This is a genomic window from Rhodopseudomonas sp., assembly GCF_013377015.1.
Lineage (GTDB): Bacteria > Pseudomonadota > Alphaproteobacteria > Rhizobiales > Xanthobacteraceae > JARJEH01.
In genome coordinates this window covers 725,870-741,589 of the sequence record NZ_JACABA010000002.1, presented here as the reverse complement: position 1 = coordinate 741,589, position 15,720 = coordinate 725,870, and the positions used below count along the sequence as shown (strand labels likewise).

Sequence of the window (15,720 nt, the reverse complement as noted above, 5' to 3'; positions counted from 1 at the left end):
ACGCGTTCATGAATCCGGCGGCGCTGAAGGCCGCTCACGACACCGGCTTCGCCCGGATCTATATGCTGCTGGCGTGGGACGACAGCGTTGAGCCCGCGAGACTGGCTGGACTGTGGGCGCTTCAGGCGCGAAAGCCGTTCGCGGTGTGGCCGACGGTGCTCGAGGCGCTGCCCTACAATTACGCGTTCCTGTCCAGCCCGGTGCTCGATCCGGCCTATGCCGATCAGGTGATGCCGGCCTTCCTTGCCGCGATAGCGGCGGACCCGGCGCTGCCCAACGTCGTCGCCCTGCGCTCGTTTAATGCCGAATCTGCGGCCTGCGGGGCGTTGCGGAAGGCGCTGTCCGCGCATCGCCACCACCAGCTGGTGCTGACCGAACAGGCGCGGCCGATCGTCACCAAGGAGTTCGGCGTCAAGCGCTCCGGCTCCACCCGCAAGAAATTGCGTCAGGACTGGAAACGGCTGGCCGCGCTCGGAACCGTCGAGGTGATCAACGACAGGGCGCCCGCCGCGGTAGAACAAGCATTCGAGATCTTTCTGGCCCTGGAACTCGGGAGCTGGAAGGGCGCGCGCGGCACCGCGCTATTGTGCGATCCGCGCGACGCCGCCTTCGTCAGGCGGCTGTTCAAGGACCTGGCCCTGCGGGGGGACGCCAGCGTCGCGTTGTTGCGGGTCGATGGCCGCGCGGTCGCCGCCCAGGTGCTGATGTATTGTGGAACCACGGCCTACACCTGGAAGATCGGGTTCGACGCCGAATTCGCCAGATATTCGCCGGGCACGTTGCTGGTCGATAGGATCACCGAGGAGCTGTTTGCCGGTCCCGACATTGATGCGATCGATTCCTGCTCGGTGGAAGCCAGCTTCATGGCACAGCTGTGGGCAGGACGGCGGCCAATGGTCGACCTGCTGATCGATGCGGGCCCGAAGAAGTCGTTCGGCTTCGCGCTGGAGGCCCGCCGCCTGCTCGGATACCAGTTGTTGCGCAGTCTGCGCGATCAGCTGCGAGCGTGGCACTGGATCCCGCGGCCGCGCAAGGTCGCCTTGGCGTCCTCCTCCTGAGCCGGCCGGATTATATCACCCGGGTAATACATTCAGAGTCTTGCCCGATGCCTGATGGCCTGACGAATCGTCAGCATTCAGCATGGCTTGAGCCGATTTCCTGATTCGTCAGGGCAGGGGCCGCACGATTCGGGCGCTGTGCGGCTTTTGCTGCGAAATGCCACCGTTCCAGCCGCGCCAACAAGCCCCAGCGCCGGCGTGAGAGCTGCGATTTACGCGCAGTTTGCAACGGTTGCGCGACGATTTCAGGCGAATCCCAGAAGTGCTTCTGGCACTGCGGTTTTGCCTTGACTTGGCTATGCCCCGCCGATAAAACCCGGCCACTTCAAGACAGGCGGTGAGCTTCGCCAGCGTCGGAACGGACCACCCAGCAGATCCTTCGGGATCGATGGGCACCAACCTCGACCTAAGTCGCTCAAACGCTGTCTAAATAAGCCAGGCAATGCCAGGACGTTACTCGTTCCCGCGAGTGTTTATCGTGAGGACGGTTTTGGATGCATGACCTCGGTCAAGGACGGGCAGCGTGAGCTGAGCGACCTCAACTGCGGTCCTCTGTGGCGTGAAGCGCTTTCCGCTCAGCGATGAGTGGTTGGCGCGATTTCGTTTTGCGTGATCGGGCGCAAGCGACCGGTGGGGCAGGTGGCCCCGAACGAATTTTGCGAAGCCGGTTTACGGTTTCGCGCGAACAAGGGTGAAGGCGAAGATGCCGACGATCAACCAGCTGATCGCACGTCCGCGCGTCGTACAGAAGTCGCGCAAGAAGGTTCCGGCGCTGCAGCAGTCGCCGCAGAAGCGCGGCGTTTGCACGCGCGTCTACACCACGACCCCGAAGAAGCCAAACTCGGCGCTTCGTAAGGTCGCAAAGGTTCGTCTGACCAATGGCTTCGAAGTCATCGGTTACATCCCGGGTGAAGGCCATAACTTGCAAGAGCATTCCGTGGTCATGATCCGCGGCGGCCGCGTCAAGGATTTGCCCGGCGTGCGCTACCACATTCTCCGCGGCGTGCTGGATACCCAGGGCGTCAAGAACCGTAAGCAGCGTCGTTCCAAGTACGGCGCGAAGCGTCCGAAGTAATCGGAGATCATCGATGTCTCGTCGCCATTCTGCTGAAAAGCGTGAAGTGAACCCGGATCCGAAGTTCGGGAACATTATCATCACCAAGTTCATGAACTCGGTCATGTACGACGGCAAGAAGTCTGCCGCCGAGAGCATCGTCTACGGTGCGCTCGAAATCATCGAAGCCAAGACCAAGCAGGGTCCGCTGCCGGTGTTCGAGCAGGCGCTGGAAAACGTGATGCCGACCATCGAGGTGCGTTCGCGCCGCGTCGGCGGCGCCACCTACCAGGTGCCGGTCGAAGTTCGCAACGTGCGCCGTCAGGCGCTGGGCATTCGCTGGCTGATCACCGCCGCGCGTGACCGCAACGAGAAGACCATGACCGAGCGGCTCTCGGCCGAGCTGCTCGATGCGTCGAACGGCAGGGGCAACGCCGTGAAGAAGCGTGAAGACGTGCATCGGATGGCGGAAGCCAACCGCGCCTTCTCGCACTATCGCTGGTAACGGCGAAACAACGGAATTTAAGGAACACTCCATGCCCCGCGTTCATGCCATTGAGGACTACCGCAATTTCGGTATCATGGCGCATATCGATGCCGGTAAGACGACAACGACCGAGCGCATCCTCTATTACACCGGCAAGAGCCACAAAATCGGCGAAGTGCACGAAGGTGCCGCGACGATGGACTGGATGGAGCAGGAGCAGGAGCGCGGCATCACCATTACGTCGGCCGCCACCACCGCGTTCTGGAACGGCAAGCGTCTGAACATCATCGACACCCCCGGCCACGTCGACTTCACGATCGAAGTCGAGCGTTCGCTGCGCGTGCTCGACGGCGCGGTCTGCGTGCTGGATTCGAACCAGGGCGTCGAGCCGCAGACCGAGACGGTCTGGCGCCAGGGCGACAAGTACAAGGTTCCGCGGATCGTATTCGCGAACAAGATGGATAAGACCGGCGCTGACTTCTACAAGTGCCTGCAGGACATCATCGACCGCCTCGGCGCCAAGCCGATCGCGATTCAGCTCCCGATCGGCTCCGAGAACAATTTCAAGGGCCTGGTCGATCTGATCCGCATGAAGGGCGTGATCTGGGAAGACGAGGCGCTCGGCGCCAACTACAAGGATATCGATATTCCGGAAGACATGGTCGAAAAGGCCAAGGAATATCGCGAGAAGCTGCTGGAAGCCGCCGTCGAACTCGACGACGAGGTGCTGCAGGCCTATCTCGACGGCCACGAGCCCGATGAAGCGACCCTGAAGCGGATGATCCGCAAGGCCGTGCTGACCGGCGCGTTCTATCCGGTGCTGTGCGGTTCTGCGTTCAAGAACAAGGGCGTACAGCCGTTGCTTGACGCGGTGGTTGATTATCTGCCGTCGCCGGTCGACGTGCCCGCGATCAAGGGTGTCGATGCCGACGGCAACGAAGTTCTGCGTCTGCCGAAGGACAACGAGCCGCTCGCGCTGCTGGCGTTCAAGATCATGGACGATCCCTTCGTCGGCACCATCACGTTCTGCCGCATCTATTCCGGCACGCTGATTTCCGGCACCGGCGTGGTGAACTCGACGCGCGACCGCAAGGAGCGCATCGGCCGCATGCTGCTGATGCATGCGAACAACCGCGAAGACATCAAGGAAGCCTATGCGGGCGACATCGTCGCTTTGGCTGGTCTGAAGGAAGCTCGCACCGGTGATACCCTGTGCGACTCCAACAAGCAGGTCATCCTGGAAAAGATGGAATTCCCCGAGCCGGTCATCGAGATCGCGATCGAGCCGAAGACCAAGGCCGACCAGGAAAAGCTGGGCATCGCGCTGGCGAAGCTCGCCGCGGAAGATCCGTCGTTCCGCGTTTCCACCGACATCGAGTCCGGTCAGACCATCCTCAAGGGGATGGGCGAACTGCATCTCGACATCAAGGTCGACATTCTTCGCCGCACCTACAAGGTCGATGCCAACATCGGCGCGCCGCAGGTGGCGTTCCGTGAGCGCGTGACCAAGAAGGCCGAAGTCGATTACACCCACAAGAAGCAGACCGGCGGTACCGGCCAGTTCGCGCGGGTCAAGTTCATCGTCGAGCCGAACGAGCCGGGCAAGGGTTTCGAATTCGAATCCAAGGTCGTCGGCGGCGCGGTGCCGAAGGAATACATCCCCGGCGTCGAAAAGGGCCTCAACAGCGTGCTGGGTTCAGGCGTGGTTGCGGGCTTCCCGGTGGTTGACGTCAAGGTCACCTTGATCGACGGCGCCTACCACGACGTCGACTCCTCGGCGCTGGCTTTCGAAATTGCCTCGCGCGCGGCATTCCGCGAAGCGTTGCAAAAGGGCAAGTCGGTTCTTCTCGAGCCGATCATGAAGGTCGAATGCGTGACCCCGGAAGACTACACCGGCTCGGTCATCGGCGATCTGAATTCGCGACGCGGCCAGATCCAGGGCCAGGACATGCGCGGCAACGCCAACGTTATCAACGCGATGGTGCCGCTCATGAATATGTTTGGTTACGTGAACAACCTGCGCTCGATGAGCCAGGGTCGCGCGACCTTCACGATGCAGTTCGATCACTACGCGGAAGCGCCGGCCAATGTGTCGGCAGAAGTCCAGAAAAAGTTTGCCTGATTGCCGCTGACCTAGTCGGCGACTGAACGGAGAAGTGTCATGGCCAAAGCAAAGTTTGAACGTAACAAGCCGCATTGCAACATCGGAACCATTGGTCACGTCGACCATGGCAAGACGTCGCTGACGGCGGCGATCACCAAGGTGTTGGCGGAAACGGGCGGTGCGACGTTCACGGCCTATGATCAGATCGACAAGGCCCCTGAAGAGAAGGCCCGCGGCATCACGATCTCGACCGCTCACGTCGAATACGAGACCGCGAACCGGCATTACGCCCACGTCGATTGCCCGGGCCACGCCGATTATGTGAAGAACATGATCACCGGCGCGGCGCAGATGGACGGCGGCATTCTGGTCGTGTCCGCGGCCGACGGCCCGATGCCGCAGACCCGCGAGCACATCCTGCTCGCCCGCCAGGTCGGCGTGCCGGCTCTCGTCGTGTTCCTGAACAAGTGCGACATGGTCGACGATCCGGAGCTGCTCGAACTGGTCGAGATGGAAGTCCGCGAACTGCTGTCGAAGTACGATTTCCCGGGCGACGACATTCCGATTATCAAGGGCTCGGCGCTGTGCGCGCTGGAAGGCAAGGATCCGAAGTTGGGTCACGACGCCATCCTGGAACTGATGAAGGCGGTGGACAGCTACATTCCGCAGCCGGAGCGTCCGATCGATCAGCCGTTCCTGATGCCGGTGGAAGACGTGTTCTCGATCTCCGGCCGCGGCACCGTGGTGACCGGCCGCGTCGAGCGCGGCATCATCAAGGTCGGCGAGGAAATCGAGATCGTCGGTCTGCGCGACACCCAGAAGACCATCGTCACCGGCGTTGAAATGTTCCGCAAGCTGTTGGATCAGGGCCAGGCCGGCGACAACATCGGCGCGCTGCTGCGCGGCACCAAGCGCGAGGAAGTCGAGCGCGGTCAGGTGCTGTGCAAGCCGGGTTCGGTGAAGCCGCACACCAAGTTCAAGGCCGAGGCCTACATTCTGACCAAGGAAGAGGGCGGTCGTCACACCCCGTTCTTCACCAACTATCGGCCGCAGTTCTACTTCCGCACCACCGACGTCACCGGCGTCGTGCATCTGCCGGAAGGCACCGAGATGGTGATGCCGGGCGACAACATCGCCATGGAAGTTCACCTGATCGTGCCGATCGCGATGGAAGAGAAGCTGCGCTTCGCGATCCGCGAAGGCGGCCGCACCGTCGGCGCCGGCGTGGTGGCGAGCATCATCGAGTAAGCAAGCGAGCAGGAGGTGGCGAATGACCCGGTCATTCGCCACTCGCCATCTCACCGACGACAAAGAAAGACAGCGGCAATGAACGGCCAGAATATTCGCATTCGCCTCAAGGCGTTCGATCATCGGATTCTCGATGCATCGACGCGTGAGATCGTCAGCACGGCGAAGCGTACCGGAGCTCAGGTGCGCGGGCCGATCCCGCTGCCGACCCGGATCGAGAAGTTCACCGTCAACCGTTCGCCGCACGTCGACAAGAAGAGCCGCGAGCAGTTCGAGATGCGCACCCACAAGCGCCTTCTCGATATCGTCGACCCGACACCGCAGACCGTCGATGCTTTGATGAAGCTCGACTTGGCCGCCGGCGTCGATGTCGAGATCAAGCTCTAAGAATTTTTGGGACCCGTCCGAAGTTAGCGGACAGAAAGACAGGAAGCACGCCGATGCGCTCCGGAGTGATCGCACAAAAGGTCGGGATGACGCGGGTCTTTACGGAGACCGGCGAACATATCCCCGTGACCGTGCTCAAGCTCGGCAATTGCCAGGTATTGGGACATCGCACCACCGAGAAGAACGGTTATGTCGCGCTGCAGCTCGGTTCGGGCACCCGCAAGACCGTCTATCTGCCGAAGGCTGAACGCGGCCAGTTCGCGGTCGCCAAGGTCGAACCCAAGCGCAAGGTCGCCGAGTTTCGCGTGTCGGAAGACGCGCTGATCCCGGTCGGCGCCGAGATCCAGGCGGACCATTTCGTGGTCGGCCAGTTTGTCGACGTCACCGGCACCTCGGTCGGCAAGGGCTTCGCGGGCGGTATCAAGCGCTGGAATTTCGGCGGCTTGCGCGCCACCCACGGCGTCTCGGTGTCGCATCGGTCGATCGGTTCGACCGGCGGCCGGCAGGATCCTGGCAAGACGTTCAAGAACAAGAAGATGCCCGGTCACATGGGCGTCGATCGCATCACCACCTTGAACCTGCGCGTCGTGCAGCTCGATGTGGAGCGCGGCCTGATCCTCGTCGAAGGCGCCGTTCCTGGCTCCAAGGGCGGCTGGATCGCGGTGCGCGATGCGGTGAAGAAGGCGCTGCCGAAAGACGCGCCGAAGCCGGGCAAGTTCCGCCTGGTGGATGGCGGCGGCGAAGCGGCTCCGGCCGAAGCGCCTGCCACCGAGCAGGAGGGCGTGTGAGATGGAATTGAAAGTCACCACGCTCGAGGGCAAGGAAGCCGGATCGGTCCAGCTGTCGGATGAGATCTTCGGTCTCGATCCGCGCAAGGACATCATCCAGCGCTGCGTCAACTGGCAGCTCGCCAAGCGACAGGCCGGCACCCACAAGACCAAGGGTCGCGCCGAAGTCTGGCGCACCGGCAAGAAGATGTACAAGCAGAAGGGCACCGGCGGCGCCCGTCACGGCTCGCAGCGCGTGCCGCAGTTCCGCGGCGGTGGCCGTGCGTTCGGTCCGGTCGTGCGCTCGCACGCGTTCGATCTGCCGAAGAAGGTGCGCGCTTTGGCGCTGCGCCACGCTCTGTCGGCCAAGGCTAAGGACGGCGGCTTGATCGTGATCGACTCCGCGACGCTGGAATCGGCCAAGACCAAGGCTCTGGTCGGGCACTTCTCGGGTCTGGGTCTCACCAGCGCGCTGATCATCGACGGCGCCGAGGTCCACAACGGTTTCGCCGCGGCGGCCCGCAACATTCCGAACATCGACGTGCTGCCGATCCAGGGCATCAACGTCTACGACATTCTGCGTCGCCAGAAGCTGGTATTGACCAAGGCGGCGGTCGATGCGTTGGAGGCGCGCTTCAAATGAAAAACATCGACCCGCGCCATTACGACATCATCGTCTCGCCGGTGGTGACCGAAAAGGCCACGATGGCCTCGGAGCACAACAAGGTCGTGTTCCGGGTTGCCAGCAAGGCGACCAAACCGCAGATCAAGGAAGCGGTCGAGAAATTGTTCGACGTCAAGGTGAAGAGCGTGAACACGCTGGTGCGCAAGGGCAAGACCAAGGTCTTCCGCGGCCAGTTCGGTTCGCAGTCGGACGTCAAGCGTGCGATCGTGACCCTCGAAGAGGGCCACCGCATCGACGTGACCACCGGGCTATAAGGCGGATACGACGATGGCATTGAAAAAATACAACCCCACGACGCCCGGCCAGCGCCAGCTGGTGATGGTCGATCGTTCGGCGCTCTACAAGGGCAAGCCGGTCAAGTCGCTGACCGAGGGCAAGCATTCTGCGGGCGGTCGTAACAACACCGGTCGCATCGTGGTGCGTTTTCGCGGCGGCGGTCACAAGCAGACCTACCGCATCGTCGATTTCAAGCGCACCAAGGTCGACATGCCGGCCACGGTCGAGCGGCTGGAATACGATCCGAACCGCACCGCGTTCATCGCGCTGGTGAAGTACACCGACGGCACCCAGGCCTATATCCTGGCGCCGCAACGTCTCGCCGTCGGCGACCAGGTGATCGCCGGCAACTACGTCGACGTGAAGCCCGGCAACGTCATGCCGCTCGGCAACATGCCGATCGGCACCATCATCCACAACGTCGAGCTGAAGATCGGCAAGGGTGGCCAGATCGCCCGTTCGGCCGGGACTTACGCCCAGCTGGTCGGCCGCGACCACGACTACGTCATCGTCCGGCTGAATTCGGGCGAGCAGCGCCTGGTTCACGGCCGCTGCACCGCGACGATCGGTGCGGTGTCGAACCCGGATCACATGAACATCTCGATCGGCAAGGCCGGTCGTAACCGCTGGCTCGGCCGCAAGCCGCATAACCGCGGCGTCTCGATGAACCCGGTCGACCATCCGCACGGCGGCGGCGAAGGCCGCACCTCGGGCGGCCGCCACCCGGTGACGCCGTGGGGCAAGCCGACCAAGGGCAAGAAGACACGTTCGAACAAGTCGACCAACAAATTCATTCTCATCAGCCGCCACAAGCGGAAGAAGAAGTAAGGAACGCCGGACATGGTTCGCTCAGTCTGGAAAGGCCCGTTCGTCGAAGGCTCTCTGCTGAAGAAGGCAGATGTTGCGCGCGCCTCGGGTCGTCATGACGTGATCAAGATTTGGAGCCGTCGCTCGACCATCCTGCCGCAATTCGTCGGTCTGGTGTTCGGCGTCTACAACGGCCAGAAGCACGTGCCGGTGTCGGTCAACGAGGAAATGGTGGGTCACAAGTTCGGCGAGTTCTCGCCGACCCGGACCTTCCACGGCCATTCGGGCGACAAGAAAGCCAAGAAGGGTTGAGGACTAAGCCATGAGCAAACCAAAGCGCGAACGCAGCCTCCCGGAAAACGAGGCCAAGGCGATTGCCCGGATGCTGCGGGTCAGCCCGCAGAAGCTGAATCTCGTCGCGCAACTGATCCGTGGCCGCAAGGCCGCGGCTGCGCTCGCCGACCTGCAGTTCTCGCGCAAGCGGATCGCGGTCGACGTCAAGAAGTGCCTGGAGTCCGCGATCGCCAACGCGGAAAACAATCACGACCTCGATGTCGATGCGCTGATCGTGTCCGAGGCCCACGTCGGCAAGGGCATTGTGATGAAGCGTTTCTCACCGCGCGGCCGTGGCCGTTCGGGCCGTATTTTCAAACCATTCGCGCAGCTGACGATTGTCGTTCGTCAGGTCGAAGCCGAAGCAAGCGCTTAACGCCAAGGCGCGGGAGACTTTCGATGGGTCAAAAGATCAATCCAATCGGGCTGCGTCTCGGCATCAACCGGACCTGGGATTCCCGTTGGTACGCCGGCAAGAACGAATACGGCAAGCTGCTGCACGAGGACGTCAAGATCCGCGAGATCCTGCACAAGGAGTTGAAGCAGGCGGCGGTCGCCAAGATCATCATCGAGCGCCCGCACAAGAAGTGCCGCGTGACGATCCATTCCGCGCGTCCGGGCGTCGTGATCGGCAAGAAGGGCGCGGACATCGACAAGTTGCGCAAGAAGGTCGCCGACATCACCGCGTCCGACGTCGTCATCAACATCGTCGAAATCCGCAAGCCGGAGCTCGATGCCACGCTGGTCGCCGAATCGATCGCGCAGCAGCTTGAGCGCCGCGTCGCATTCCGCCGCGCCATGAAGCGCGCCGTGCAGTCGGCGATGCGTCTTGGCGCCGAGGGCATTCGGATCAACTGCTCGGGCCGTCTCGGCGGCGCCGAAATCGCGCGGATGGAATGGTATCGCGAAGGTCGCGTGCCGCTGCATACGCTGCGCGCCGACATTGATTACGGTGTCGCCACCGCGTTCACCACATTCGGCACTTGCGGCGTCAAGGTCTGGATCTTCAAGGGTGAAATCCTTGAGCACGATCCGATGGCCCAGGACAAGCGCATGGCCGAGGGCGACAATTCCCGGCCGCGTCGCGACGCCGCTTGATCGATTAGAAGGTTTGAGGGCGTAAGCCATGATGCAACCAAAGAAGACCAAGTTCCGCAAGGCGCACAAAGGCCGGATTCACGGCGTTGCGACCTCGGGCGCGACATTGGCGTTCGGCCAGTTTGGGCTGAAGGCGATGGCACCCGAGCGTATCACCGCCCGCCAGATCGAGGCCGCCCGTCGTGCGCTGACGCGTCACATGAAGCGTGCCGGCCGGGTCTGGATCCGGATCTTTCCGGACGTGCCGGTGTCGAAGAAGCCCGCCGAAGTCCGGATGGGCTCCGGCAAGGGTACCCCGGAATTGTGGGTCGCCCGCGTCAAGCCTGGCCGGGTGATCTTCGAGGTCGACGGCGTTACGATGCAGACCGCCAAGGAAGCGTTCACGCTCGCTGCCGCCAAGCTGCCGATCAAGACGCGCTTCGTCACGCGCATTGCGGAGTAGGATGACGACCATGGCCGATTTGAAAACCGCCGATATCCGCGCGATGAGCCCCGATCAGATGGACGACGCCGTCCTCAATCTGAAAAAGGAGCGCTTCAACCTGCGGTTCCAGCGCGCCACCGGGCAGCTCGAGAACACCTCGCGGCTGCGCGAAGCCCGCCGCGACATCGCCCGCATCAAGACCGTCGCCGCGCAGAAGCGCGACGCGAAGACGAAGTAAGGGATTCGACATGCCGAAACGTACGCTGCAGGGCGTGGTCGTCAGCGACAAGCAAGCCAAGACGGTGGTGGTGCGGGTCGATCGCCGCTTCACCCATCCGATCTACAAGAAGACCATCCGCCGCTCGAAGAACTACCATGCCCACGACGAGGACAATCAGTTCAAGCCGGGCGACATGGTGTGGATCGAGGAGAGCAAGCCGATCTCGAAGTTGAAGCGCTGGACCGTGGTCCGGGGCGAGCAGAAGAAAACCGCCTAAAGCGCGACTTGCGCACCAGTTAAGCGCGACTTTGCGCATCAGAAAGAGGACGAGGTGCATCAATGATTCAGATGCAGACCAACCTCGACGTGGCCGATAATTCAGGCGCACGCCGTGTCATGTGCATTAAGGTGATTGGGGGTTCCAAGCGCCGGTATGCCACCGTTGGCGACGTCATTGTCGTGTCGATCAAGGAAGCCATCCCGCGAGGGAAGGTGAAGAAGGGCGACGTGATGAAGGCCGTGGTGGTGCGGGTCCGCAAGGACATCCGTCGCGCCGACGGTTCCGTCATCCGGTTCGACCGCAACGCCGCCGTGCTGATCAACAATCAGTCCGAGCCGATCGGTACCCGCATTTTCGGGCCGGTGCCGCGCGAGCTGCGCGCCAAGAACCACATGAAGATCATTTCACTCGCGCCGGAGGTGCTGTGATGGCTGCCAAGATCCGGAAAGGCGACAAGGTTATCGTGCTGAACGGTCGCGACAAGGGTCGCACCGGCGAGGTGTTCGAGGTGCGTCCCACCGACAACAAGGCGCTGGTCCGCGGCGTCAACCTCGTCAAGAAGCATCAGAAGCAGACCCAGGCTCAGGAAGGCGGCATCATCTCGAAAGAGGCGCCGATCCACCTGTCCAACATCGCGATCGTCGGCAAGGACGGCAAGCCGACCCGCGTCGGGTTCAAGATTCATGCGGATGGCAAGAAGGTGCGCATCGCCAAACGCTCGGGAGCAGAGATCGATGTCTGAGACCGCCTACGTTCCGCGTCTTCGCGAACAATTCGACCGGGAAATTCGCGGCAAGCTGACCGAACAGTTCGGCTATGCCAATGTCATGCAGGTGCCGCGGCTCGACAAGGTCGTGCTCAACATGGGCATCGGCGAGGCCGTCAACGACCGCAAGAAAGCCGAGACGGCAGCCGCCGACCTCGCGCTGATCGCCGGCCAGAAGCCGATCATCACCTTCTCGCGGGTCGCGATCGCGACCTTCAAGCTGCGTGAGAATCAGCCGATCGGTGCCAAGGTCACGTTGCGCAAGGCCAAGATGTACGAGTTCATCGACCGCCTCATCAACGTCGCGTTGCCGCGCGTCCGAGATTTCCGTGGCCTCAATCCGAAGAGCTTCGATGGCCGCGGTAACTACTCGCTCGGCATCAAGGAGCACATCATTTTCCCCGAAATCGATTTCGACAAGATGGGGGAAACATGGGGCATGGACGTCACGGTGTGCACCACTGCGACCACCGACGACGAGGCGCGCGCCCTGTTGACCGCATTCAATTTCCCGTTCCGGCAGTGAGACGCTGAACAGCTTCGAGCTGATCTGCACCTCAAACGCGGAAACCCAGGAGCCAAGCATGGCAAAGAAGAGTTCGATCGAGAAGAACAACCGTCGGAAGAGAATGACCAAGAACGCCGCGCCGAAGCGTGCGCGGCTGAAGGCCATCATCGCCGACAAGACGCTGCCGATGGAAGAGCGCTTCGCGGCGACGCTGAAGCTGTCGGAGATGCCGCGCAATTCGTCGGCGACCCGGATCCGCAACCGTTGCGAGATCACCGGCCGCGCTCGCTCGGTCTACCGGCTGAACAAGCTCAGCCGTATCGCGATCCGCGATCTCGGCTCCAGAGGCCTGGTTCCGGGTCTCGTGAAGTCCAGCTGGTAAGGGGGCGGGCATGTCAACGCACGATCCGATCAGCGATCTCATCACCCGTATCCGCAACGCGCAGATGCGCGCCAAGCCCAAGGTTTCGACCCCGGGTTCGAAGATGCGCGCCAACGTTCTCGAAGTGCTGAAGAGCGAGGGCTACATCCGTGGCTACGCCAGCGTCGAGCACGCCTCCGGCCGCAGCGAGCTCGAGATCGAGCTGAAGTATTTCGACGGCGAGCCCGTGATCCGCGAGATCGAACGGGTTTCCAAGCCGGGACGTCGTGTCTACGCGTCGGTCAAGAACCTGCCGCGCGTGAAGAACGGTCTCGGCATTTCGGTATTATCGACGCCCAAGGGAATCATGGCCGACCACGACGCGCGCGACGCGAATGTGGGCGGTGAAGTTCTCTTCACGGTGTTCTGAGGAAGGATCGATCATGTCACGCGTTGGCAAGAAGCCCGTCCCGGTCCCGTCGGGTGTGACCGCGACGGTCGAGGGACAGACCGTCAAGATGAAGGGGCCGAAGGGCCAGCTTCAGTTCATCGTGCACGACGATGTCGATGTGAAGTTCGAAAACGGCGAGGTCAAGGTCGCGCCGCGGTTCGAGACCAACCGCGCCCAGGCGATGTACGGCACCGCGCGCGCCCAGATCGCCAACCTGGCGCTGGGCGTCACCAAGGGCTTCGAGAAGAAGCTCGACATCACCGGCGTCGGCTACCGCGCCGCGCTGCAGGGCAAGAAGCTGCAGCTCGCGCTCGGCTACAGCCACGACGTGGTTTACGACATCCCGGATGGCATCACCATCACGGTGCCGAAGCCGACCGAGATCTTCATTTCGGGCAACGATTCGCAGCGTGTCGGCCAGGTCGCCGCGGAAATCCGCAGCTATCGGCCGCCGGAGCCCTACAAGGGCAAGGGCGTACGCTATTCCGACGAATTTATCTTCCGCAAGGAAGGCAAGAAGAAGTAACGGAGCCGGTCATGTCGAAACTCAAGATCACGAATGCCCGGCGCAAGAATCGCGTGAGGGCGTCGCTGCGCCGGATCGCCAACGGCCGTCCGCGGCTGTCGGTGTTCCGCTCGTCGAAGCACATCTATGCGCAGGTCATCGACGACCTCAAGGGCGAGACCCTTGCGTCGGCGTCCTCGCTGGAGAAGTCGATGCGCGACACCGGCAACACCGGCGCCAACATCGACGCCGCCAAGGCGGTGGGCAAGCTGCTGGCGGAACGCGCGGTGAAGAATGGCGTCACCGAAGTCGTGTTCGACCGCGGCGGCTATCTCTATCACGGCCGCGTCAAGGCGCTGGCCGATGCGGCCCGCGAAAGCGGTCTGAGCTTCTGAGGTTTTGGAATTGAACGAGCACCAGGATTGGGGCGTGAGCCTCGCAAAGATTGGAAAACACCATGGCAGGTGAACGCGAACGCGGTGGAGGCCACAGGGGTGGTCGGGAAGAGCGCGACAGTGAATTCGTCGACAAGCTCGTCCACATCAACCGGGTGGCAAAGGTCGTCAAGGGCGGCAAGCGCTTCGGCTTCGCCGCGCTGGTCGTGATCGGCGATCAGAAGGGCCGGGTCGGTTTCGGACACGGCAAGGCGCGCGAAGTGCCGGAAGCGATCCGCAAGGCCACCGAGTCGGCGAAACGCAACCTGACGCGCGTCGCTCTGCGCGAGGGTCGCACGCTGCATCACGACATTGCCGGCCGTCATGGCGCGGGCAGGGTGTATTTGCGCGCGGCGCCAGCGGGTACCGGCATCATCGCCGGCGGCCCGATGCGCGCGGTGTTCGAGACGCTCGGCATCCAGGACGTGGTGGCGAAGTCGATCGGTTCGTCGAACCCCTACAACATGGTTCGCGCCACCTTCGACGCGCTGAAGCATCAGGATTCGCCGCGTTCGGTCGCGGCTCGCCGCAACATCAAGGTGTCCACCTTGCAGTCGCGCCGGGTCGGTGGCGACGCCGAGGTTGTTGCCGAATAATCAAGAGGGCGCGTGTGCGCCGTGGAGTTATGACGATGGCAAACGCCGCAAAGACGATCAAGGTCGAGCAGACCGGCAGCGCGATCCGCCGCCATCACTCGCAGCGCGAGACGCTGATCGGCCTCAAGCTCAACAAGATCGGTCGCGTCACCGAATTGCAGGACACGCCTGCGGTTCGCGGCATGATCGCCAAGGTTCAACACCTCGTCCGCGTCGTCGACGAGAAATAAGGAGACAGGGCGATGAAGCTCAGCGATATCGCCGACAATGCCGGCTCGCGCAAGAAGCGCATGCGCGTCGGCCGTGGCATCGGCTCCGGCAAGGGCAAGACAGCAGGCCGTGGCGGCAAGGGCCAGACCGCGCGCTCCGGCGTACGGATCAAGGGCTTCGAAGGCGGCCAGATGCCGTTGCATCGGCGGCTGCCGAAGCGCGGCTTCACCAACATCTTCCGGCTCGAATTCGCCGAGATCAATCTCGACCGGCTGCAGGACGCGATCAACGCCAAGACCATCGACGCGTCTGGCACCATCAACGCCGATTCGCTGGTCAAGGCCGGCGTGATCCGCCGCGCCAAGGATGGCGTGCGGCTGCTCGGCCGGGGTGAAGTGACCTCGAAGCTGACGCTCGAGGTGCACGGCGCGACCAAGACCGCGATCGCCGCGATTGAGAAGGCCGGTGGCACGGTGACGATTATCGCACCGAAGAAGAAGGACGAAGGCGAGGCCGCGTAACTTCCGCGTCATCGCCGGTGAAAACCGGCGCCGGCGCAGCCGGGACGGTGGATTTTTCGCTCAGCCCGCACCAAATTGAAGTCCGGCGTTGACTGGATGCCCCGCTGTCCGGGGCATCGCGGTGCGAGCGGCGCAGGAGA

General features: G+C 62.6%; 26 protein-coding genes. All 26 read left to right on the top strand.

Annotation, left to right across the window (positions count from 1 at the left end):
- Nucleotides 1-8 precede the first annotated feature (8 nt).
- Nucleotides 9-1,058, top strand: coding sequence for a GNAT family N-acetyltransferase (locus HXX15_RS12010; protein WP_366558580.1), 1,050 nt, complete (start codon nucleotides 9-11; stop codon nucleotides 1,056-1,058).
- A 703-nt stretch (nucleotides 1,059-1,761) separates the two neighbouring features.
- Nucleotides 1,762-2,133, top strand: coding sequence for a 30S ribosomal protein S12 (rpsL, locus tag HXX15_RS12005; RefSeq protein ID WP_011441182.1), 372 nt, complete (start codon nucleotides 1,762-1,764; stop codon nucleotides 2,131-2,133).
- Between the two features lie 13 nt (nucleotides 2,134-2,146).
- Nucleotides 2,147-2,617, top strand: coding sequence for a 30S ribosomal protein S7 (gene rpsG / locus HXX15_RS12000; RefSeq protein ID WP_296516280.1), 471 nt, complete (start codon nucleotides 2,147-2,149; stop codon nucleotides 2,615-2,617).
- Nucleotides 2,618-2,648: 31 nt separating this feature from the next.
- The gene (gene fusA, locus HXX15_RS11995) at nucleotides 2,649-4,721 is read left to right on the top strand and encodes an elongation factor G (protein WP_296516279.1); all 2,073 of its coding nucleotides are present in this window, start codon (nucleotides 2,649-2,651) and stop codon (nucleotides 4,719-4,721) included.
- Between the two features lie 39 nt (nucleotides 4,722-4,760).
- Nucleotides 4,761-5,951, top strand: a complete 1,191-nt coding sequence (gene tuf, locus HXX15_RS11990) for an elongation factor Tu (protein ID WP_296516278.1) — start codon at nucleotides 4,761-4,763, stop codon at nucleotides 5,949-5,951.
- Between the two features lie 78 nt (nucleotides 5,952-6,029).
- Complete coding sequence (gene rpsJ, locus HXX15_RS11985) at nucleotides 6,030-6,338, top strand: 30S ribosomal protein S10 (protein WP_013166261.1); 309 nt, start codon at nucleotides 6,030-6,032, stop codon at nucleotides 6,336-6,338.
- Nucleotides 6,339-6,391: 53 nt separating this feature from the next.
- Nucleotides 6,392-7,126, top strand: a complete 735-nt coding sequence (gene rplC / locus HXX15_RS11980; RefSeq protein ID WP_296516275.1) for a 50S ribosomal protein L3 — start codon at nucleotides 6,392-6,394, stop codon at nucleotides 7,124-7,126.
- Nucleotide 7,127: 1 nt separating this feature from the next.
- A complete protein-coding gene (gene rplD / locus HXX15_RS11975) occupies nucleotides 7,128-7,748 on the top strand; it encodes a 50S ribosomal protein L4 (protein ID WP_296516274.1) in 621 nt (206 codons plus the stop codon).
- Nucleotides 7,745-8,044, top strand: a complete 300-nt coding sequence (locus HXX15_RS11970) for a 50S ribosomal protein L23 (protein ID WP_296516273.1) — start codon at nucleotides 7,745-7,747, stop codon at nucleotides 8,042-8,044. The genes rplD and HXX15_RS11970 overlap by 4 nt, the downstream gene beginning before the upstream one ends.
- Nucleotides 8,045-8,057: 13 nt before the next feature.
- A complete protein-coding gene (rplB, locus tag HXX15_RS11965; RefSeq protein WP_296516272.1) occupies nucleotides 8,058-8,894 on the top strand; it encodes a 50S ribosomal protein L2 in 837 nt (278 codons plus the stop codon).
- A 12-nt stretch (nucleotides 8,895-8,906) separates the two neighbouring features.
- On the top strand, nucleotides 8,907-9,185 hold the full coding sequence (gene rpsS / locus HXX15_RS11960; protein WP_044411699.1) for a 30S ribosomal protein S19: 279 nt from the start codon (nucleotides 8,907-8,909) through the stop codon (nucleotides 9,183-9,185).
- Nucleotides 9,186-9,195: 10 nt separating this feature from the next.
- Nucleotides 9,196-9,582, top strand: a complete 387-nt coding sequence (gene rplV / locus HXX15_RS11955; protein WP_296516271.1) for a 50S ribosomal protein L22 — start codon at nucleotides 9,196-9,198, stop codon at nucleotides 9,580-9,582.
- Nucleotides 9,583-9,605: 23 nt separating this feature from the next.
- Nucleotides 9,606-10,304: a 30S ribosomal protein S3 gene (gene rpsC / locus HXX15_RS11950; RefSeq protein ID WP_296516270.1), complete on the top strand. Its 699-nt coding sequence runs from the start codon at nucleotides 9,606-9,608 to the stop codon at nucleotides 10,302-10,304.
- Between the two features lie 28 nt (nucleotides 10,305-10,332).
- Nucleotides 10,333-10,746, top strand: a complete 414-nt coding sequence (gene rplP, locus HXX15_RS11945) for a 50S ribosomal protein L16 (protein ID WP_296516269.1) — start codon at nucleotides 10,333-10,335, stop codon at nucleotides 10,744-10,746.
- A gap of 10 nt (nucleotides 10,747-10,756) precedes the next feature.
- A complete protein-coding gene (rpmC, locus tag HXX15_RS11940; protein WP_044411722.1) occupies nucleotides 10,757-10,966 on the top strand; it encodes a 50S ribosomal protein L29 in 210 nt (69 codons plus the stop codon).
- A gap of 10 nt (nucleotides 10,967-10,976) precedes the next feature.
- The gene (rpsQ, locus tag HXX15_RS11935) at nucleotides 10,977-11,225 is read left to right on the top strand and encodes a 30S ribosomal protein S17 (protein ID WP_296516268.1); all 249 of its coding nucleotides are present in this window, start codon (nucleotides 10,977-10,979) and stop codon (nucleotides 11,223-11,225) included.
- Between the two features lie 62 nt (nucleotides 11,226-11,287).
- A complete protein-coding gene (gene rplN, locus HXX15_RS11930; RefSeq protein WP_011158785.1) occupies nucleotides 11,288-11,656 on the top strand; it encodes a 50S ribosomal protein L14 in 369 nt (122 codons plus the stop codon).
- Nucleotides 11,656-11,970 (top strand): 50S ribosomal protein L24, encoded by a 315-nt coding sequence (gene rplX, locus HXX15_RS11925; RefSeq protein WP_296516267.1) that lies wholly within the window; start codon nucleotides 11,656-11,658, stop codon nucleotides 11,968-11,970. Before rplN ends, rplX begins: the two co-directional genes overlap by 1 nt.
- On the top strand, nucleotides 11,963-12,520 hold the full coding sequence (rplE, locus tag HXX15_RS11920; RefSeq protein WP_296516266.1) for a 50S ribosomal protein L5: 558 nt from the start codon (nucleotides 11,963-11,965) through the stop codon (nucleotides 12,518-12,520). Before rplX ends, rplE begins: the two co-directional genes overlap by 8 nt.
- 58 nt (nucleotides 12,521-12,578) lie before the next feature.
- Nucleotides 12,579-12,884 carry a 30S ribosomal protein S14 gene (rpsN, locus tag HXX15_RS11915; protein WP_296516265.1) on the top strand — a complete coding sequence of 102 codons (306 nt, stop codon included), beginning with the start codon at nucleotides 12,579-12,581 and terminating at the stop codon, nucleotides 12,882-12,884.
- A 10-nt stretch (nucleotides 12,885-12,894) separates the two neighbouring features.
- Nucleotides 12,895-13,293 (top strand): 30S ribosomal protein S8, encoded by a 399-nt coding sequence (gene rpsH, locus HXX15_RS11910; protein WP_296516264.1) that lies wholly within the window; start codon nucleotides 12,895-12,897, stop codon nucleotides 13,291-13,293.
- A 13-nt stretch (nucleotides 13,294-13,306) separates the two neighbouring features.
- On the top strand, nucleotides 13,307-13,840 hold the full coding sequence (rplF, locus tag HXX15_RS11905) for a 50S ribosomal protein L6 (RefSeq protein ID WP_296516263.1): 534 nt from the start codon (nucleotides 13,307-13,309) through the stop codon (nucleotides 13,838-13,840).
- An 11-nt stretch (nucleotides 13,841-13,851) separates the two neighbouring features.
- Nucleotides 13,852-14,214, top strand: a complete 363-nt coding sequence (gene rplR, locus HXX15_RS11900) for a 50S ribosomal protein L18 (protein WP_296516262.1) — start codon at nucleotides 13,852-13,854, stop codon at nucleotides 14,212-14,214.
- A gap of 62 nt (nucleotides 14,215-14,276) precedes the next feature.
- The gene (gene rpsE / locus HXX15_RS11895; protein WP_079570998.1) at nucleotides 14,277-14,849 is read left to right on the top strand and encodes a 30S ribosomal protein S5; all 573 of its coding nucleotides are present in this window, start codon (nucleotides 14,277-14,279) and stop codon (nucleotides 14,847-14,849) included.
- Between the two features lie 35 nt (nucleotides 14,850-14,884).
- Nucleotides 14,885-15,079 (top strand): 50S ribosomal protein L30, encoded by a 195-nt coding sequence (gene rpmD, locus HXX15_RS11890; protein ID WP_296516261.1) that lies wholly within the window; start codon nucleotides 14,885-14,887, stop codon nucleotides 15,077-15,079.
- A 12-nt stretch (nucleotides 15,080-15,091) separates the two neighbouring features.
- Nucleotides 15,092-15,580, top strand: a complete 489-nt coding sequence (gene rplO, locus HXX15_RS11885; RefSeq protein WP_296516260.1) for a 50S ribosomal protein L15 — start codon at nucleotides 15,092-15,094, stop codon at nucleotides 15,578-15,580.
- Nucleotides 15,581-15,720: the final 140 nt, after the last annotated feature.

Excerpts from the sequence above, each read along its gene's own strand:
- HXX15_RS12010 (WP_366558580.1), top strand. The coding sequence starts at position 9 with ATGAATCCGGCGGCGCTGAAGGCCGCTCACGACACCGGCTTCGCCCGG.
- rpsL (WP_011441182.1), top strand. The coding sequence starts at position 1,762 with ATGCCGACGATCAACCAGCTGATCGCACGTCCGCGCGTCGTACAGAAG.
- rpsG (WP_296516280.1), top strand. The coding sequence starts at position 2,147 with ATGTCTCGTCGCCATTCTGCTGAAAAGCGTGAAGTGAACCCGGATCCG.
- fusA (WP_296516279.1), top strand. The coding sequence starts at position 2,649 with ATGCCCCGCGTTCATGCCATTGAGGACTACCGCAATTTCGGTATCATG.
- tuf (WP_296516278.1), top strand. The coding sequence starts at position 4,761 with ATGGCCAAAGCAAAGTTTGAACGTAACAAGCCGCATTGCAACATCGGA.
- rpsJ (WP_013166261.1), top strand. The coding sequence starts at position 6,030 with ATGAACGGCCAGAATATTCGCATTCGCCTCAAGGCGTTCGATCATCGG.
- rplC (WP_296516275.1), top strand. The coding sequence starts at position 6,392 with ATGCGCTCCGGAGTGATCGCACAAAAGGTCGGGATGACGCGGGTCTTT.
- rplD (WP_296516274.1), top strand. The coding sequence starts at position 7,128 with ATGGAATTGAAAGTCACCACGCTCGAGGGCAAGGAAGCCGGATCGGTC.
- HXX15_RS11970 (WP_296516273.1), top strand. The coding sequence starts at position 7,745 with ATGAAAAACATCGACCCGCGCCATTACGACATCATCGTCTCGCCGGTG.
- rplB (WP_296516272.1), top strand. The coding sequence starts at position 8,058 with ATGGCATTGAAAAAATACAACCCCACGACGCCCGGCCAGCGCCAGCTG.
- rpsS (WP_044411699.1), top strand. The coding sequence starts at position 8,907 with ATGGTTCGCTCAGTCTGGAAAGGCCCGTTCGTCGAAGGCTCTCTGCTG.
- rplV (WP_296516271.1), top strand. The coding sequence starts at position 9,196 with ATGAGCAAACCAAAGCGCGAACGCAGCCTCCCGGAAAACGAGGCCAAG.
- rpsC (WP_296516270.1), top strand. The coding sequence starts at position 9,606 with ATGGGTCAAAAGATCAATCCAATCGGGCTGCGTCTCGGCATCAACCGG.
- rplP (WP_296516269.1), top strand. The coding sequence starts at position 10,333 with ATGATGCAACCAAAGAAGACCAAGTTCCGCAAGGCGCACAAAGGCCGG.
- rpmC (WP_044411722.1), top strand. The coding sequence starts at position 10,757 with ATGGCCGATTTGAAAACCGCCGATATCCGCGCGATGAGCCCCGATCAG.
- rpsQ (WP_296516268.1), top strand. The coding sequence starts at position 10,977 with ATGCCGAAACGTACGCTGCAGGGCGTGGTCGTCAGCGACAAGCAAGCC.
- rplN (WP_011158785.1), top strand. The coding sequence starts at position 11,288 with ATGATTCAGATGCAGACCAACCTCGACGTGGCCGATAATTCAGGCGCA.
- rplX (WP_296516267.1), top strand. The coding sequence starts at position 11,656 with ATGGCTGCCAAGATCCGGAAAGGCGACAAGGTTATCGTGCTGAACGGT.
- rplE (WP_296516266.1), top strand. The coding sequence starts at position 11,963 with ATGTCTGAGACCGCCTACGTTCCGCGTCTTCGCGAACAATTCGACCGG.
- rpsN (WP_296516265.1), top strand. The coding sequence starts at position 12,579 with ATGGCAAAGAAGAGTTCGATCGAGAAGAACAACCGTCGGAAGAGAATG.
- rpsH (WP_296516264.1), top strand. The coding sequence starts at position 12,895 with ATGTCAACGCACGATCCGATCAGCGATCTCATCACCCGTATCCGCAAC.
- rplF (WP_296516263.1), top strand. The coding sequence starts at position 13,307 with ATGTCACGCGTTGGCAAGAAGCCCGTCCCGGTCCCGTCGGGTGTGACC.
- rplR (WP_296516262.1), top strand. The coding sequence starts at position 13,852 with ATGTCGAAACTCAAGATCACGAATGCCCGGCGCAAGAATCGCGTGAGG.
- rpsE (WP_079570998.1), top strand. The coding sequence starts at position 14,277 with ATGGCAGGTGAACGCGAACGCGGTGGAGGCCACAGGGGTGGTCGGGAA.
- rpmD (WP_296516261.1), top strand. The coding sequence starts at position 14,885 with ATGGCAAACGCCGCAAAGACGATCAAGGTCGAGCAGACCGGCAGCGCG.
- rplO (WP_296516260.1), top strand. The coding sequence starts at position 15,092 with ATGAAGCTCAGCGATATCGCCGACAATGCCGGCTCGCGCAAGAAGCGC.